The sequence below is a fragment of the Microbacterium sp. P26 genome (assembly GCF_023712585.1).
Classification (GTDB): Bacteria; Actinomycetota; Actinomycetes; order Actinomycetales; family Microbacteriaceae; genus Microbacterium; species Microbacterium algihabitans_A.
Genome location: NZ_JAMAXZ010000002.1, coordinates 447,696 through 464,755, shown reverse-complemented (window position 1 = coordinate 464,755; position 17,060 = coordinate 447,696). Strand labels below are relative to the sequence as shown.

At 70.2% G+C, this 17,060-nt stretch carries 14 protein-coding genes; 6 read left to right on the top strand and 8 right to left on the bottom strand.

The annotated features are described in order from the left end of the window. Window positions 1–2 precede the first annotated feature (2 nt). On the bottom strand, window positions 3–1,079 hold the full coding sequence (locus M3667_RS05785; protein WP_251506170.1) for an ABC transporter: 1,077 nt from the start codon (window positions 1,077–1,079) through the stop codon (window positions 3–5). Window positions 1,080–1,198: 119 nt separating this feature from the next. Between M3667_RS05785 and M3667_RS05780 the strand changes: the two genes are divergently transcribed. After that, window positions 1,199–1,783 carry a hypothetical protein gene (locus M3667_RS05780; protein ID WP_251506167.1) on the top strand — a complete coding sequence of 195 codons (585 nt, stop codon included), beginning with the start codon at window positions 1,199–1,201 and terminating at the stop codon, window positions 1,781–1,783. Window positions 1,784–1,807: 24 nt separating this feature from the next. Here the strand turns inward: M3667_RS05780 and M3667_RS05775 are convergent, their stop codons facing one another. From M3667_RS05775 to pxpA, 5 genes are all read right to left on the bottom strand, one after another. Then, window positions 1,808–2,407, bottom strand: coding sequence for a hypothetical protein (locus M3667_RS05775; protein ID WP_251506164.1), 600 nt, complete (start codon window positions 2,405–2,407; stop codon window positions 1,808–1,810). A 181-nt stretch (window positions 2,408–2,588) separates the two neighbouring features. Continuing rightward, window positions 2,589–6,464 (bottom strand): DNA-directed RNA polymerase subunit beta', encoded by a 3,876-nt coding sequence (gene rpoC / locus M3667_RS05770; protein WP_144829814.1) that lies wholly within the window; start codon window positions 6,462–6,464, stop codon window positions 2,589–2,591. A 56-nt stretch (window positions 6,465–6,520) separates the two neighbouring features. Next, complete coding sequence (locus M3667_RS05765) at window positions 6,521–10,018, bottom strand: DNA-directed RNA polymerase subunit beta (protein ID WP_154096198.1); 3,498 nt, start codon at window positions 10,016–10,018, stop codon at window positions 6,521–6,523. A 273-nt stretch (window positions 10,019–10,291) separates the two neighbouring features. Further along, window positions 10,292–11,833: an urea amidolyase family protein gene (locus tag M3667_RS05760; RefSeq protein WP_251506161.1), complete on the bottom strand. Its 1,542-nt coding sequence runs from the start codon at window positions 11,831–11,833 to the stop codon at window positions 10,292–10,294. Further along, complete coding sequence (gene pxpA, locus M3667_RS05755; RefSeq protein ID WP_251506158.1) at window positions 11,827–12,579, bottom strand: 5-oxoprolinase subunit PxpA; 753 nt, start codon at window positions 12,577–12,579, stop codon at window positions 11,827–11,829. Before pxpA ends, M3667_RS05760 begins: the two co-directional genes overlap by 7 nt. Before the next feature lie 69 nt (window positions 12,580–12,648). On the opposite strand from pxpA, the gene M3667_RS05750 reads away from it, so the two are divergent. The 3 genes from M3667_RS05750 (at window position 12,649) to M3667_RS05740 (ending at window position 14,633) form a co-directional block, all read left to right on the top strand. Continuing rightward, window positions 12,649–13,515, top strand: a complete 867-nt coding sequence (locus tag M3667_RS05750; RefSeq protein WP_144829823.1) for a spermidine synthase — start codon at window positions 12,649–12,651, stop codon at window positions 13,513–13,515. 71 nt (window positions 13,516–13,586) lie between these two features. After that, complete coding sequence (locus tag M3667_RS05745; protein WP_251506155.1) at window positions 13,587–14,114, top strand: hypothetical protein; 528 nt, start codon at window positions 13,587–13,589, stop codon at window positions 14,112–14,114. Between the two features lie 30 nt (window positions 14,115–14,144). Beyond that, entirely contained in the window at window positions 14,145–14,633 is a 489-nt protein-coding gene (locus M3667_RS05740) for a SprT-like domain-containing protein (RefSeq protein WP_144829829.1), read from the top strand. A gap of 25 nt (window positions 14,634–14,658) precedes the next feature. Here the strand turns inward: M3667_RS05740 and M3667_RS05735 are convergent, their stop codons facing one another. Next, window positions 14,659–15,282, bottom strand: a complete 624-nt coding sequence (locus M3667_RS05735) for a 2-phosphosulfolactate phosphatase (RefSeq protein WP_251506152.1) — start codon at window positions 15,280–15,282, stop codon at window positions 14,659–14,661. A gap of 83 nt (window positions 15,283–15,365) precedes the next feature. Here M3667_RS05735 and M3667_RS05730 point away from each other — a divergent pair, with 83 nt between their 5' ends. Together M3667_RS05730 and M3667_RS05725 are read left to right on the top strand one after the other, a co-directional pair. Beyond that, window positions 15,366–15,875, top strand: coding sequence for a hypothetical protein (locus M3667_RS05730; protein WP_251506149.1), 510 nt, complete (start codon window positions 15,366–15,368; stop codon window positions 15,873–15,875). Then, window positions 15,872–16,384: a GNAT family N-acetyltransferase gene (locus tag M3667_RS05725; RefSeq protein ID WP_251506147.1), complete on the top strand. Its 513-nt coding sequence runs from the start codon at window positions 15,872–15,874 to the stop codon at window positions 16,382–16,384. Before M3667_RS05730 ends, M3667_RS05725 begins: the two co-directional genes overlap by 4 nt. A gap of 13 nt (window positions 16,385–16,397) precedes the next feature. Here the strand turns inward: M3667_RS05725 and M3667_RS05720 are convergent, their stop codons facing one another. Then, window positions 16,398–17,048 (bottom strand): response regulator transcription factor, encoded by a 651-nt coding sequence (locus tag M3667_RS05720; RefSeq protein ID WP_251506145.1) that lies wholly within the window; start codon window positions 17,046–17,048, stop codon window positions 16,398–16,400. Window positions 17,049–17,060: the final 12 nt, after the last annotated feature.

Here is a 17,060-nt window from a genome sequence, read left to right as displayed (position 1 = left end):
TCTCAGCGCTGAGAGAGCTGAGGGCCGGCCTCGAGGGTGCGCTCGTACTCGCGCTGCGCCTCGGCGTTGATCTCGGTGACGCGGCGACCGCGGGCCGACACCCACGCGCCGAACCAGATGGTGAGCTCCCGGCCGAGGACGAAGGCCACGATTCCGAGCGGCGCGAGGAGGTTGTCCTGCAGCAGCTCGAACGACTGACGCGCGGTGATCATCCAGAACGGGGCACCCAGGAGCACACCCAGCAGGTGACCGGCCCAGGCGACGACGCCTACGAGTAGGCCCCAGACCACCCAGTGGCCCCAGCGTCCGCGGTTGATCAGCGCGCCGAGGAACCAGAAGCCGAGGTAGAAGGCGACCGTCGGCACCCAGAGGCCCGCCGTGGCGAGGGTCGCGAGCGCCTCGCGACCGAGGTCGGCCGCGGCGAAGTCTCCGGAGAGCAGGCCCAGACCGAGAGTGGCCGCGAGGTACAGCACGGCGAAAACGAGGGCGGCGAGCAGACCGATGGCGCCGGCCGCGCCGCGGTTGCCGCGCGGACGGGGTGCCTCGGGCGCCTGCACGAAGATCGGCTGCGCTCCGCCGCCGACGCGAGCGGGTTCGTCGTAGACCGGCGCGGTCGACGCGGTGGCGGCACCGTTACCGGCGGCCGCACCGGCCGCGGCTCCGGCGACCGCGGGAGCGGCGGTGGTCGCCGCCGTCTGGTCGACGTGGTCGGTGTGCGCGACGGGTGCGGCGTACGCGGTGGTGCGCGGCGCCGCGTTCTCGGACTCGGCGGAGGCGGCGTAGGCGGCCCAGCGAGCGTCTTCGTCGTCGAGATCCGTCTGCGAGGTGGACTGCGGCGGCACCGGCGAGGCGTCGTGGACGACGGGAGCCGTGTGCTCGCTGCGCGCGGCGAGCGGGGCCGCTGCCTCGCGCTCGTGGTCTTCGCGCTCGTCCCAGGCGGCCTGCGCCTCCTGCGGGTCGACCGCATCGCGGCGCGCCGCCTCGGCGTCGGCGAGTCCCTCGTGGGCTCGGCCGACGACGTCGTGCCCTTCGTCCTTGGGTTCAGCGACGGGGTCGCCGTACGACTGGTGGTCGCTCATGGGGTCTCCTCACGCGGTGCTTGCGGCGCAAGGCTATCCCGGGTCGTGCGGGCCGCCGCGCAGGCGTGCCGGGCATTGTCGTCTCGACCGTGTCGGCGGTGGGCGCTTAGGGTGTCAGCATGGCTCGTCGACCGCTCCGCCCGGCCCTGATCGCCGTCGCGCTCGGCGCGGCGATGCTCGCCCTCACCGCGTGCGCGCCCGCCGCGGACGAGGCCGCTCCCGCGCCGTCGGCGACCGTCTCCTCGTCGCCGACCCCCATTCCCACGATCACTCAGACGGCGACGGCCGTGCGCATCCCCGCGGACTGCCGGTCGATGCTCACGACGGACGTGCTGGCGCAACTCGGCGACACCCCCCTGAACGATCCCGCGATGGGCCCCTCGGGTGCGCAGTCCGACGGCTCGCTCACCTGCATCTGGCGCGACCCCGCCGCCGACACCACCGGACTCGTCACCCACATCACGCGCATGGACCGCGGACCCGCCCTCGACATGCTCAACGACCTCGTCTCTACGCAGGGGTTCAGCTGTTATACCCCCGACGCGGGCACGCGCTGCGAAAAGACGTGGATCAACGACACCTACCCCGTCAACGACGGGCGCACGCTTTACTGGCGCGACGACGTGCTGATCGACACGCAGTACTCGAACCTGGCGCCCACGGGGTACACGGCCAGCATCATCTCGTCGATCTTCGGGTCGTAGTCCCGCCGCCGGCCCCCGGACTGCTCACTCGCCGAAGAAAGCGTGCGATGCCACGATCGCGGCGTAATCCCGGGGTTGCCAGTCGACCAGAGTGGATGACACCCATCGGTCGGCCCGCAGGTCGTGGATCTCGACCACGCCGCCCGCATCGCGCTCGCAATGGACGGTGTCGGCTTCCGTCGCGCATGTGAAGCCCTGAGCGGCCAGCGTCGCCTCAACGGCCGCGGATCCCTGCGCCGACACCGTGGAGACGGTCGTCTCGAGCGAGCGATCCCCCTCTCCGCGCCAGTGGCACGTCACGACCACCGTCGCTCCGGCGGCGGCGACGGCCTCCGGCGTCGAGGCGGCGGACGTGTGTCGCTGCGAGAGCAGGGCCCCCGGCGACCACACGAGCGACGACCAGAGCGGCTGGGAGTAGAGGTGCCGGCAATCCGAGGCCGGGGTCGGCGGCGGCTCCCCCGTGTCGGACGTGACCGTCGAGGCGGCGCGCAGGGTCTCACCGACGAAAGAGACCGCCACCGGCACACCGGGCATCGCGAGCACGACGAGTCCGCCGACGGCGGCCGCGCACAACAGCCCCGCCGGCCAGGCCAGCCACAGGCTGCGTCCACCGATCCGGGCCATGCGTTCCTCCGCATCCACGGTAGGCGCACCACCCCTCGCCAGCGGGTCCCCGACACGCCGCAACCCCGGCTTGATACCTCGTCGACACCGGCGTGACACGACGAAGGCCCCCGGCGTGAGCCGGGGGCCTTCGGGGTGATCGTCTCGGGTGAGCGAGCGAACTCGCTCACCCGAGACTCGATCAGTTGTACGTGCCGGGCGTGAAGTCGTCCGTCGAGAAGCTGTCGAAGTCGACGTAGCTCAGGTCGGCGTCGCTGTACGCGCCGTCCGAGGCGAAGATGCGGTTGGGGTACCGCTCGCTCTTGGCCTCTTCCGTCGCCTCGACCGTGACGTTGCGGTACTTCGCAAGTCCGGTTCCGGCGGGGATGAGCTTTCCGATGATGACGTTCTCCTTGAGGCCGACCAGCGGGTCGCTCTTGCCCTCCATGGCCGCCTGCGTCAGGACGCGGGTGGTCTCCTGGAACGACGCGGCCGACAGCCACGACTCGGTCGCGAGCGACGCCTTGGTGATACCCATCAGCTCGGGACGACCCGACGCGGGGCGCTTGCCCTCGCCGACCGTCTCGCGGTTGATGGTCTGGTAGCGCTTGAAGTCCACCAGCTCACCGGGCAGCAGGTCGGTGTCGCCGTGGTCGACGACGGTCACCTTGCGGAGCATCTGTCGGACGATGACCTCGATGTGCTTGTCGTGGATCGGCACACCCTGCGAGCGGTACACGCCCTGGACGCCGTTGACGAGGTACTTCTGCACCTCGCGGGCACCCTGCACGCGCATGACCTCCTTGGGGTCGAGCGTTCCGACCAGGATCGGCTCGCCGACCGAGACGTGCTGGCCGTCCTCGACCAGGAGCGTCGCGCGCTTCAGGACGGGGTAGACCACCGGCTCGTCGCCGTTGTCGGGCGTGAGGATGACCTTCTTGGCCTTGTCGGTCTCGTCGATCGTGATGCGGCCGTCGGCCTCGGCGATCGGCGACGCACCCTTGGGGGTACGGGCCTCGAAAAGCTCCTGCACACGGGGAAGACCCTGCGTGATGTCATCCGCCGATGCCGAACCACCGGTGTGGAAGGTACGCATCGTCAGCTGGGTACCGGGCTCACCGATCGACTGGGCCGCGATGATACCGACGGCCTCGCCGATGTCGACGATCTTGCCGGTGGCCAGCGAACGGCCGTAGCACTTCGCGCAGACACCCACGGCCGAGTCGCAGGTCAGCACGGAGCGGACCTTGATCGACTCCACGCCACCTTCGACCAGCTTGTTGATGAGCACGTCGCCCACGTCGTCGCCGGCCTCGGCCAGCACGGTGCCCTGCGCGTCGACGACCGCCGTGGCGAGCGTGCGAGCGAACACCGAGTTCTCGACGTTGGCGTCCTTGACCAGCGAACCGGTCGAGTCGGCGGCGGCGATCGGGAGCTCGAGGCCCTTCGACGTGCCGCAGTCCTCTTCGCGGATGATGACGTCCTGCGAGACGTCGACGAGACGACGCGTCAGGTACCCCGAGTCGGCCGTACGGAGGGCCGTGTCGGCCAGACCCTTACGGGCACCGTGCGTCGCGATGAAGTACTCGGCGACCGACAGACCCTCGCGGTACGAGGAGATGATCGGACGCGGGATGATCTCACCCTTGGGGTTGTTCACCAGGCCTCGCATACCCGCGATGTTGCGGATCTGCAGCCAGTTACCACGGGCGCCCGACGAGACCATGCGGTTGATGGTGTTGTCGGCGGGGAAGTTGTCCCGCATCGCCTTCTGGACCTCGTCGGTGGCCTCGGTCCAGATCTTGATGAGCTCCTGACGACGCTCGGCGTCGGTGGTGAGACCCTTCTCGTACTGGCCCTGGACCTTCGCGGCCTGCTTCTCGTAGCCCGCGACGATCTCCGCCTTGTTCGGCGGGGTGAGGATGTCGCTCAGCGCCACCGTGACACCCGAACGGGTGGCCCAGTAGAAGCCGGCGTCCTTGATGCGGTCGAGCGAAGCCGCGACCTCCACCTTCGGGTACTCCTCGGCGAGTTTGTTGACGATCTGCGACAGCTTGCCCTTGTCGGCCTGCTCGCGCACGAACGGGTAGCCCTTGGGGAGCGTGTCGTTGAAGATCGCCTGACCGAGCGACGCGTCGACCAGACCGTGCTTCTCGTAGCCCTCGGGCGCCTGGCCCTCGAGGAACGTGAGGCCGGGGATGCGGATGCGCGCCTTGGCCTGCAGGTCGAGGGTGCCCTCGTCCTTGGCCAGGATCGCCTCGCCCACCGAACCGAACGCACGGCCTTCGCCCTTCGCACCCTCCTTGAGGGTGGTCAGGTGGTGCAGACCGATGATCATGTCCTGCGAGGGCAGGGTCACCGGACGACCGTCCGACGGCTTGAGGATGTTGTTCGAGGCGAGCATTAGCACGCGCGCCTCGGCCTGAGCCTCGACCGACAGGGGAAGGTGGACGGCCATCTGGTCACCGTCGAAGTCGGCGTTGAACGCCGCGCACACGAGCGGGTGCAGCTGGATCGCCTTGCCCTCGACGAGCTGGGGCTCGAACGCCTGGATGCCGAGACGGTGCAGGGTGGGTGCACGGTTCAGCAGCACGGGGCGCTCACGGATGATCTCCTCGAGCACGTCCCAGACCTCGGGACGGTAGCGCTCGACGGCGCGCTTGGCGGCCTTGATGTTCTGCGAGTGACCGAGGTCGATCAGGCGCTTGATCACGAAGGGCTTGAACAGCTCGAGGGCCATCTGCTTGGGCAGACCGCACTGGTGGAGCTTGAGCTGGGGTCCGACGATGATGACGGAACGGCCCGAGTAGTCCACGCGCTTTCCGAGCAGGTTCTGGCGGAAGCGACCCTGCTTTCCCTTGAGCATGTCGCTCAGGGACTTCAGGGCGCGGTTGCCGGTACCGGTGACGGGGCGACCACGGCGACCGTTGTCGAACAGTGCGTCGACGGCCTCCTGCAGCATGCGCTTCTCGTTGTTGACGATGATCTCGGGGGCACCGAGGTCGATCAGGCGACGGAGGCGGTTGTTGCGGTTGATCACGCGACGGTAGAGGTCGTTCAGGTCGGAGGTGGCGAAACGGCCACCGTCGAGCTGGACCATCGGACGAAGCTCCGGCGGGATCACCGGGACGACGTCGAGCACCATCGAAGCCGGGCTCATGCCGGTCTGCAGGAACGAGTTGACGACCTTCAGGCGCTTGATCGCGCGGATCTTGCGCTGACCCTTGCCCTCGGAGATCTGCAGGTGCAGGTTGTCGGCCTCGGCCTGCAGGTCGAAGGCCTCGAGACGACGCTTGATCGACTCCGCGCCCATGTGGGCCTCGAAGTACTGACCGAAGCGGTCCTGGAGCTCGTGGAAGACGTCGTCTTCGGGCTTCAGGGCACCCACCTCGAGCGTGCGGAAGTCCTCCCACACGCGCTCGAGCTTGGCGATCTGCTCGTCGGCGTTCTTGCGGGCCGCCGTCATGTCCTTCTCGGCGGCGTCCTTGACCTTCTTCTTCTGGTCGGCCTTGGCACCTTCGGCCTCGAGAGCCGCGAGCTCCTCCTCCAGCTTGGCCATGCGCGCCGCGATGCGGGCGTCACGACGGTCGCCGAGCGTCTTGAGCTCGAGACGGATGTTGTTCTCCTGCGTCGCCAGGTCGCGGTGACGAGCATCCTCGTCGACCGAGATCACCATGTAGGCGGCGAAGTAGATGACCTTCTCGAGGTCCTTCGGCGCCATGTCGAGCAGGTAGCCGAGGCGCGAGGGCACGCCCTTGAAGTACCAGATGTGCGTGACGGGCGCGGCGAGCTCGATGTGGCCCATGCGCTCGCGACGGACCGAGCTCTTGGTGACCTCGACGCCGCAGCGCTCGCAGACGATGCCCTTGAAGCGGACGCGCTTGTACTTTCCGCAGGCGCACTCCCAGTCGCGGGAGGGTCCGAAGATCTGCTCGCCGAAGAGGCCGTCCTTCTCGGGCTTCAGCGTGCGGTAGTTGATCGTCTCGGGCTTCTTGACCTCACCGAAGGACCAACGACGGATGTCGTCGGCGGTGGCCAGACCGATACGGATCTGATCGAAAGTGGTTGATTCGAGCACTGGTTCTCCTGTGTCGGAATTCTCTGAAATCTGAGCTGGGTCGCTGAGCTGGGAGCTCAGATCTCGTCGATCGACGAGGACTCGAAGCGGCTGGAGATGTTGATGCCGAGCTCCTCCGCAGCGCGGAAGGCGTCGTCATCCGTGTCGCGCAGGTTGACAGCCGTGCCGTCGGCCGAGAGGACCTCGACGTTCAGGCAGAGCGACTGCATCTCCTTCATGAGCACCTTGAAGGACTCGGGGATGCCGGGCTCCTGGATGTTCTCGCCCTTGACGATGGCCTCGTACACCTTGACGCGGCCGAGGATGTCGTCGGACTTGATCGTGAGGAGCTCCTGCAGCGCGTACGCGGCACCGTAGGCCTCGAGCGCCCACACTTCCATCTCACCGAAGCGCTGACCACCGAACTGCGCCTTACCACCGAGCGGCTGCTGGGTGATCATCGAGTACGGGCCCGTCGAACGCGCGTGGATCTTGTCGTCGACGAGGTGGTGCAGCTTCAGGATGTACATGTAGCCGACCGAGATGGGCGCCGGGAACGGCTCGCCGGAGCGGCCGTCGAACAGCAGCGTCTTACCCGTGGAGTCGACCAGGCGGTCGCCGTCGCGGTTCGGGATCGTCGAGTCGAGCAGACCCGCGATCTCGGCCTCGAACGCACCGTCGAACACCGGGGTGGCGACCTTCGTGCCGGGAGCCGCCTCGCGGGCGACCTCGGGCAGCTGGGCGGCCCACTCGGGGGTGCCCTCGACCTTCCACCCCTGCTGGGCGATCCAGCCGAGGTGGAGCTCGAGGACCTGACCGAAGTTCATTCGACCCGGGATGCCGAGCGGGTTGAGGATGATGTCGACCGGCGTGCCGTCGGACAGGAAGGGCATGTCCTCGATCGGGAGGATCTTGGCGATGACACCCTTGTTGCCGTGGCGGCCGGCGAGCTTGTCGCCCTCGGTGATCTTGCGCTTCTGGGCGATGTAGACCACGACGCGGCGGTTGACGCCCGAGCCGAGCTCGTCGTCACCGTCTTCGGCGTTGAACTCCTTGACGGCGATGATCGTGCCCTGCTCGCCGTGGGGCACCTTCAGCGAGGTGTCACGGACTTCGCGGCTCTTCTCGTTGAAGATCGCGCGGAGCAGGCGCTCCTCGGCGCTCAGCTCGGTCTCGCCCTTGGGCGTGACCTTGCCGACGAGGATGTCGCCGGGACGCACCTCGGCACCGATGCGGATGATGCCGCGGTCGTCGAGGTCCTTCAGCAGGTCGGGGCTGACGTTGGGGAGGTCACGGGTGATCTCCTCCTTGCCGAGCTTGGTGTCGCGCGCGTCGACCTCGTACTCCTCGATGTGGATCGACGACAGCGTGTCGTCCTTCACGAGGTCCTGGCTGAGGATGATCGCGTCCTCGAAGTTGTGGCCTTCCCAGGTCATGAACGCCACGAGGAGGTTCTTGCCGAGGGCGAGCTCGCCGTTCTCGGTCGCAGGACCGTCGGCGATGACCTCGCCGGCCTCGATGCGCTCGCCGGCCGAGACGACCACGCGCTGGTTGTACGACGTGCCCTGGTTGGAGCGGTCGAACTTGCGCAGGAAGTAGTCCTGCGTGCCACCCTCGTCGAGCTGGATGGTCACGACGTCGGCCGAGACCTCCAGGACCACACCGGCCTTGTCGGCGGTGACCACGTCACCGGCGTCGATGGCTGCGAAGCCCTCCATACCGGTACCCACGACGGGCGACTCGCTGCGCACGAGCGGCACGGCCTGGCGCTGCATGTTCGCACCCATGAGGGCGCGGTTGGCGTCGTCGTGCTCGAGGAACGGGATGAGCGAGGTCGCCACCGACACCATCTGGCGCGGCGAGACGTCCATGTAGCCGATCTCGTCGTTCGGGAAGAGGTCGACCTCGCCACCCTGGCCACGACGGGCGAGGATGCGGTCCTCGACGAAGTGTCCGTCGGCCTGGAGGGCGACACCGGCCTGGGCGACGATGTGGTCGCTCTCTTCGCTGGCGGTGAGGTAGTCGATCTGGTCGGTCACCCGGCCGTCGACGACGCGACGGTACGGGGTCTCGATGAAACCGAAGGCGTTGATGCGGGCGAACGAGGCCAGCGAGCCGATCAGACCGATGTTCGGGCCTTCAGGGGTCTCGATGGGGCACATGCGGCCGTAGTGCGACGGGTGGACGTCGCGGACCTCGACGCCGGCGCGCTCACGCGACAGACCGCCGGGGCCCAGGGCCGACAGGCGGCGCTTGTGGGTCAGACCCGCGAGCGGGTTGTTCTGGTCCATGAACTGCGACAGCTGCGAGGTTCCGAAGAACTCCTTGATCGCGGCGACGACCGGGCGCACGTTGATCAGGGTCTGCGGCGTGATCGCCTCGATGTCCTGCGTGGTCATGCGCTCGCGGACGACGCGCTCCATGCGCGACAGACCGGTGCGGACCTGGTTCTGGATGAGCTCGCCGACGGCGCGGATGCGACGGTTGCCGAAGTTGTCGATGTCGTCGGTGTCGAGACGGATCTCGGCGGCCTGGCCACCGCGGACACCGTCGAACGTGACGTCACCGCGGTGCAGGCGCACGAGGTACTTGATCGTGGCGACGATGTCGTCGACGGTCAGCACCGAGTCGCTCAGCGGCTTGTCGAGACCGAGCTTCTGGTTGATCTTGTAGCGACCCACCTTGGCCAGGTCGTAGCGCTTGGAGTTGAAGTAGAAGTTGTCCAGCAGCGCACGGGCGGCCTCGGCGGCGACCTGCTCGCCCGGACGGAGCTTGCGGTAGATGTCGCGGAGGGCGTCTTCCTTCGTGAGGATCGTGTCCTTGGACAGCGTCTCTTCGATGGAGTCGAAGCCGGAGAACTCGGCGAGGATGTCTTCGCTGGTCAGGCCGAGGGCCTTGAGGAAAACGGTGACCGACTGCTTGCGCTTGCGGTCGATGCGCACGCCGACCTGGTCGCGCTTGTCGATCTCGAACTCGAGCCAGGCTCCGCGCGAGGGGATGACGCGCGCCGACACGATGTCCTTGTCGGAGGTCTTGTCGGGCGTCTTGTCGAAGTAGACACCGGGCGAACGCACGAGCTGCGACACGACGACACGCTCGGTGCCGTTGATGATGAACGTGCCCTTGTCGGTCTGGAGCGGGAAGTCGCCCATGAAGACCGTCTGGGTCTTGATCTCACCGGTCTGGTGGTTCATGAACTCGGCCTCGACGTACAGCGGGGCGGCGTAGGTCTTGCCGCGCTCCTTGCACTCTTCGATCGAGTACTTCTCGGGCTCGAGGTACGGGTTCGTGAACGAGAGCTGCATCGTCTCGCTCAGGTCTTCGATGGGAGAGATCTCTTCGAAGATCTCCTCGAGTCCGCTGATCTCGGGGACGTCGGTGCGCCCCTGTTCCTGGGCCTCGGCGACGCGCGCCTTCCAGGCCTCGTTACCGACGAGCCAGTCGAACGACTCGGTCTGCAGTGCGAGCAGATCGGGAACGGTCAGCTTGTCGGAGATCTTCGCGAACGAGAGGCGGGATGCTCCGCGTCCGCTCTTGGGGGTGGTGGTGGTGGATGCGTTGCTCGCAGCAGCCAAGGGAATAACCTCCAGAAGCCCGGGCGAGGGGCTCGTGATTCCTTGTCGTCAGGTGGAGTGCGTTCCTGCCCCGATAACCTGCTCGCCGCACACCGCGATGAAGCGGGGACGGGCAGGCTCAGCCGACCACCATATGAGGGCAGGGGGAATCGAGGAGCGCAAAGTCCAAGCATACGCGGGAGGACTCGCCGTGTCCAGTCCAATTCTTGACGCGTCTGCGGACCTGCGGTATAACCGCGTGCGCCCGTCCGGCATTCCCCTCGCGGGCGCCGTTCAGCCGCGCCGGAACCGCACCCGATCGCCCGGCCGCACCTGCGCGAGCGCGTCGAGAGCGGCATCCGGAACCACCCCGATCACCGGGTAGCCGCCGGTCACGGGCCCGTCGGCCAGCAGGATCACCGGGCGGCCGTGCGGGGGGACCTGGATCGCCCCGGGGCGCATGCCCTCGCTCGGCAGCTCTTCGGGGCGCATGCGCGCGAGGGCGGGGCCGTCGAGGCGGATGCCGATGCGGTCGAGGTCGGGCGAGACGGTCCAGGTCGCCTCGACCACGGCGTCGACGGCGGCGGGGGCGAACCACTCCGCGCGGGGTCCGGGCCCGAGACGCACCTCGAGCACGGACGGCGGCACCGACCAGGGGAACCCGTCGATCGCGGGGACCTCGCCGACCGCGGCTCCGCTGTGCACGACGGCGTCCGCCCGCAGCGGCGCGGGGCCGAGACCGGCGAGCACGTCGGTCGCTCGGGAGCCGAGGGCGGTGGGCGCGTCGACTCCCCCGCGGATCGCGAGGTACAGCCGCAGGCCCGCGCGAGCGGGCGCGATGGACAGCTCGGCGCCCGCGGGCAGCAGCAGGGGCGCGTAGGCGTCGGCCGCGCGGCCGTTGACGGAGACGTCGGCGAGCGCGCCCGTCACGGCGACCCAGGTGTCGCTCTCGACCCGCGCGCGGAAGCCGCCGAGGGTGATCTCGATGCCCGCGGCCGACTCGGCGTTGCCGACGAGGCGGTTCGCGATGCGCAGCGCTGCCCGGTCGAGGGCGCCGGAGCGTGCCACGCCGAGTGACGCGCGGCCGGAGCGCCCGAGGTCCTGCACGGTGGCGAGCGGGCCGGGGGCGAGGATGCGCAGGGCGGGGGTCGCCTGCGGGGAGGGCGTCGCGGCTGCCGATGGTCCGCCCGCCGGATCTGCGGCGCCGACCCGCACCCGCTCCCGCGCGGGCACGAACCGCACGCGTGCTCGGGGAGGCAGCAACACGGGCTCGGCGGCATCCGGATCGAACAGCACCGCGTCGGTCGACGCGATCAGCCGCCACCCTCCCGGGGTGTCGCGCGGATACGCGCCGGTGAAGGCGCCCGCGAGGCCGACGGCTCCGGCGGGGACCCGCGTGCGCGGTCGGGCGAGGCGCGACACGTCGAAGGGCCAGTCCGGGCTCACGAGATAGGCGAAGCCGGGTGCGAAGCCGGTGAACGCCACCGTCCACTCCGCGGCGCGATGGCGGGCGACGAGGTCGTCGGGGCGGATGCCGAGGAGCTCGGCGGTGCCTGCCAGGTCGACGCCGTCGTAGCGGACAGGTACCTCTACACGGGGGCCCGGGGGCGCGGCATCCGGAACCGCGGTCTCGGCCGCGCGCACCCAGGCGCCCACGACCGCCGCGGAGGTGCGGCGCGGTTCGAAGGACACCAGCACCGTGCACGCGGCCGGCACGAGATCGTCGACGCCGGGGAGAGGATCCGCGGCGAGCGCCGCGTGCAGACGCGTGACGGCCGCGAGGTCGGCCACCTCGGCGAGCACGGCGCGCTCCCCCATCGGCCGCAGGATCACCATGGGGCGCGCACCTCGACACCGGCGTCGTCGAGGGCCGAGCGCACCGCCCGCGCCATCGCCACCGCGGCGGGGGTGTCGCCGTGCACGCAGAGCGACGCGGCGCGCACCTCGAGCATCGTGCCGTCGATCGCCTCGACGAGGCCGTCGCGCACGAGGCGCACCGCGCGTTCGGCCACGACCGCGGGATCGTCGACCAACGCACCCGGTTCGTCGCGCGGGACGAGGCCTGCGGCACGGGTGTAGCCGCGGTCGAGGAAGGCCTCGTGCACGAAGGGAAGATCCGCGGATGCCGCGGCCCCGGCGATCGCACCGGGCATGCCCAGCACGGGCAGGGCACGGCCGAGTCGCGCGGAGAGGTCGGCGACGGCGGCGACGACGGCCTCCGCCTGCCGGTGGTCGACGGTGACCGCGTGATAAAGGGCGCCGTGCGGCTTGACGTAGCGGAGGTCCGCCCCGGCGGCGGCGAGAGCGGAGAGCTGGCGGGAGACACCCGCGCGCAGATCCGCGGGGTCGGGGTCGCGGCGGATCCGTCCGAAGTTCGCGCGATCGTCGTACGAGGGGTGGGCCCCCACGGCGACGCCGAAGCGCGCGGCGCGCTCGACCGACGCCCGCATCGACGCCGCATCTCCCGCGTGCCCGCCGCACGCGACGTTCGCGCTCGAGATGACGGCGAACATCGCCTCGTCGTCGGCCGTGGGTACGCCGTCGACGGTCTCGCCGAGGTCGGCGTTCAGGTCCACCCGCATGCCGCCACGGTACCGGCGGGCGGCCCGACCCGGGCGGGTGCGGGGCGGGCCGCGGGTTAGCGTTGACGCATGGCACGGATGCGCGTGGAACCCGACGATGCTCCGACGGCGCGCCTGTCGGACGGATCCCTCGCCCGCGTCACGCCCTCGGGCTTCGTCTCGGGCTTCGAACTGGTGGTCGACGGCACGCCGCAGTCGCACGTCGACCTCGACGATCCCACGCACCTGCACTTCGAGTACGTGGCGCGCATGGGCGCCGTCATCGACAGACTCCGGATGCCGGGGCAACCCCTCACCGCCGTGCACCTGGGTGCGGGGGCCCTGACCCTGCCGCGGTACGTCGAGGCCACGCGGCCCGGATCGCGCCAGCAGGTCATCGAGCTCGAGCCGGCGCTCTGGGACCTCGTGCGCGAGAACCTCCCCCTGCCCCGCGGCGCCGCCGTACGCGTGCGCATCGGAGACGCCCGCGCGGGCGTCTCGCGATTGCCCGCCGGGCTCACCGGAGCGGTCGACCTTCTGGTGAGCGACGTCTACTCGGGCGCGCAGACGCCGGCCCACCTGACCACCGTGGAGTTCTACCGCGACGCCGCGCGACTGCTCGCCCCCGACGGCGTGCTGCTGGTCAACGTGTCGGACGGGCCCGGCCTCGCCTTCGCCCGCCGACAGGTCGCGACCGTGCGAGCGGTCCTGCCCGAGGTGATCGTGCTCGCCGAGGTGCAGGTGCTCAAGGGGCGCCGCTTCGGCAACCTCGTGGTGGCCGCCTCCGCCGCGGCGCTCCCCGTCGAGTGGCTCCCCCGGCTCATGGCCGCCGGACCCCACCCCGCGAAGGTCGCACAGGGCGCCGAGATCGACGAGTTCATCCGCGACGCCCGACCGGCCACCGACGCCGACGCGACGCCGTCGCCCAAGCCCTCGGCATCCATCTTCGAGAGGTGACCGCGTGGCGCGCCCGCCCGCGGGCCGCGGGCATCGCAGACTGGAACCCTGCCTGACCGAGAGGAGCGACGGTGAGCTTTATCCACGGGTACGACCCCGACACGTTGCGTGAGATCACCGACTCTCGTGAGTGCGCGGACCGTCTCGAGGAGATCGGTTCGCAGCGCAGTCTGCACGCGCTGCTCGAGCGCGTGTGGTTGCTGAAGGTGCTGGACCGCTTCGACGAGGCCCTGAGCATCTCCGAGCAGTCCGTGCGCGTCGCCCGCATGGCCGGCACCCGCCGCGACCTGCTGCGCGCGCGCATCCTGCACGCCACGATCATGCAGTGCCGCGGCGCCTACGCCGCCGCCGAGCAGGAGCTCACCATGTGCGCCGAAGAAGCCGAGGGCCAGGGCTGGGCGAGCATCGCCGCCTTCGCGCTGCAGCACCGCGGCAAGGTGCACTACGACGAGGGCGACTACGAAGGCGCCCGTCGCGACTTCAAGCAGGCCCTGTTCCTGCGCCAGAACTCCGGCGCGACCGACAAGCAGCTCGAATCGACCCTGCTCGCGATCGACGCCGCCGACCGTCGCCGCGCCCGCGAGGTCGTCGCGAGTTGAGTGTCGGAGCTTCGGCTTAGTCTTCCGGTCATGTCCGACCTGCAGCGAGTGCGCATCTGGGCCGAGGCGCTGATCGCCCTCCACCTCGATGCGTCGTGGACGTTCGCCTTCGACAACGCCAAGCGTCGCGCGGGGCTGTGCGACTACACCCGCAAGCGCATCAGCGTGTCGCGCTACCTCACCGCGCGTTACGACGACGACACCAACCACCAGACGCTGCTGCACGAGGTGGCGCACGCCCTGGCGGGTCCGGCCGCGGGCCACGGCCCGGGCTGGAAGCGGGTCGCGCTCGACCTCGGTTACGTCGGCGGAACGACGCACGCGGGCGAGACCGCCAACGAGCTCGCGCCGTGGGTGGGCACCTGCCCGGCCGGACACGTCGCCTATCGGCACCGCCGGGCCACCCGGCCGACCTCGTGCGCGCGCTGCGCCCCGTCGTTCGACCCGCGCTTCGCGCTGACGTGGGAGCACCGCGAGATCAGCACCGCGACACGTCTGGCGGCGGCGACGCCGCGCTGAGCCGGGTTCTGCGCGGGCGACCTGCTCAGGCGGGGCCGAACACCCCGTCGCGCAGCACCGGGACGACGGATGCCGCGTCGCGGGCCGCCGCGTGCAGCACGCCGTCGCGGCCGCCGTCGGCCGCCAGCGCCCGGCCCGTGCCGCTCGCGGTGAGCAGATGCCGCACGGCGCCCCCGAGGGCGCGGAAGCCCTCTCCGGCGACTGCGGCGTCGGGCGAGGCGTGGTCGACGCCGAGGTCGCCGAGCGCCGCGATCACCGCTCCCGCCCCGAGCAGGTCGTCGACCGCGAAGCGGAGGGCCTCGTCGCCGTCGGGGTATCCGGCCGCGACGATCGCGATGCTCGTGCGCTCTCCGCGCGATCGCTGCACGGCGAGCACGTGGTCGGCGACCGCGGCGGCGTTGCGCAGACCGCCGACGACGACGTGGGCTCCCGTCGCCTCTGCGGCGAGCGCAAGAGCTGCCGCGGGGTCGTCGTCGCCCGCCAGGTCGAGGGCAGCGCCGTGCTCCACCGCCGAGAGGGCGTGAGCGGTCAGGCCGAGGGTCTGCACCACGACGACGACGTGCGCCGGGGCGAGGCGGTCGAGGCCACGCCGCCCCCAGTCGAAGCGGACCTGGTAGTCGGACTGCGCGTGGGGATCACTGCTCGGCATCCTTCGAGCCTAGAACGCCAGGCTCCGGCTCCGCCGCGTCAAGCCGGGGTCGATGCCGAGGGTCGTCGTGCAGCATGGGCCGCATGCGAATTCTGCTGAAGTTCGTCGTCGACTGCGACCCGGATGCCGCCTGGCGCGCCCTGCACTCGCCGCGCGCCGTGGCGGAGCTTTACGGTCCCCTGCTCGATGTGGAGGCGCTCGGCACTATGCCCACGTCGTTCGAGTCGGGCGACGACGTGCCCGTGCAGATGAGCGTGGCAGGGCTCGTGCCGGTCGGACGCCAGCTCATCTCGGTGGCCGATCGGGAGACGCGCGACGGAAACGGCCGGGTGCGCGTGTTCCGCGACTGGGGCGTGCCGCTGACTGGTCCGCTCGCCGCGCTCGACGTGTGGGATCACCAGATGGCGGTGTCGGCGGCCCCGGGCGACGCATCGAAGACCCTCTGGCGCGAACGACTGACCATCGGCGGCGCCGCTGCTCCTGCGCTCTGGCCGGGCCTGTGGGCGACGTGGCAGTGGCGCGCGACGCGCATCAAGGCCCTCGCCCCGACGTGGGCGCACGACCCCGAATCCGAGAGCACCGCTTCGTCGTGACCGCCCTGTCCGTGCGTTCCGCGATCCCGGCTGACGGTCGGCGCATCGCCCACGTGCACGTGCGCAGCTGGACCGAGGCGCACGCCGGAACCGTGCCCCAGTCGCTGACGGATGCCTTTGACGAAGACCTGTCGGCCTGGCGCTGGGAAGTACGCCTGGCCGGAGGCACCCCTGTTGGCGCCGAACGACTGGGTGACGCCTGGGTCGCCGATGTCGACGGACGCGTCGTCGGGTTCGCCTCGGCCGGCCCCACCCGCGATCCCGACCTCCCCGCGAACCAGCGCGAGCTCTACGCGCTCTACGTTCTCGCGCAGCACCACGGCACGGGGGTCGGGCCCGCGCTGCTCGATGCCGCACTGGGAGCCGACCCCGCAAGCCTGTGGGTGCTCGACGGCAACGACCGTGCCGTCGCGTTCTACCTCAAGCACGGGTTCCGCCCCGACGGTGCCCGTCGCGACGACGAGCGCTGGGGAGATCCCCTTCACCAGGTACGCTTCGCGCGCTCCTGACAGGCGGTGCGCCTCAGGCCAAACCGTGCCGATAGGCGAAGACCACGAGCTGCACGCGGTCGCGCAGGGCGAGCTTGGTGAGGATCCGGCTGATGTGGGTCTTCACCGTCGCCTCCGACAAGAACTCCCGCTCCGCGATCTCGGCGTTGCTCAACCCCGCGGCGGCGAGGGCGAAGATCTCGCGCTCGCGCTCGGTGAGCGCGCCGAACGACGCGGGCACGGGCTCCGTCGACCCGGCGTCGGCGATGTGCGCGAACAGCTCCCGCGTGGCCTGAGCCGCGATCACCGCGGATCCCGCGTGCACGGTGCGTACCGCCGACAGGAGGAATTCCGGTTCGGAGTCCTTCAGGAGGAAGCCACTGGCACCACCCTGGATCGCGCGCGCCGCCGCCTCGTCGAGATCGAAGGTGGTCAGCACGATCACGCGCGGCGGCTCGGGCTCGCGCAGGATCTCGGCGGTGGCGGTCAGGCCGTCCATCACCGGCATCCGCACGTCCATGAGCACGATGTCGGGCCGCACCTGGCGCATCACCTCGATCGCCTCGCGTCCGTCGGAGGCCTCGCCGACGACCTCGAGGTCGCTCTGCGAGTCGATCACCATGCGGATGCCCGCTCGGAATAGGGACTGATCGTCGACGAGGACGATGCGCACGGGTGCGGTCATGACGACGCCACC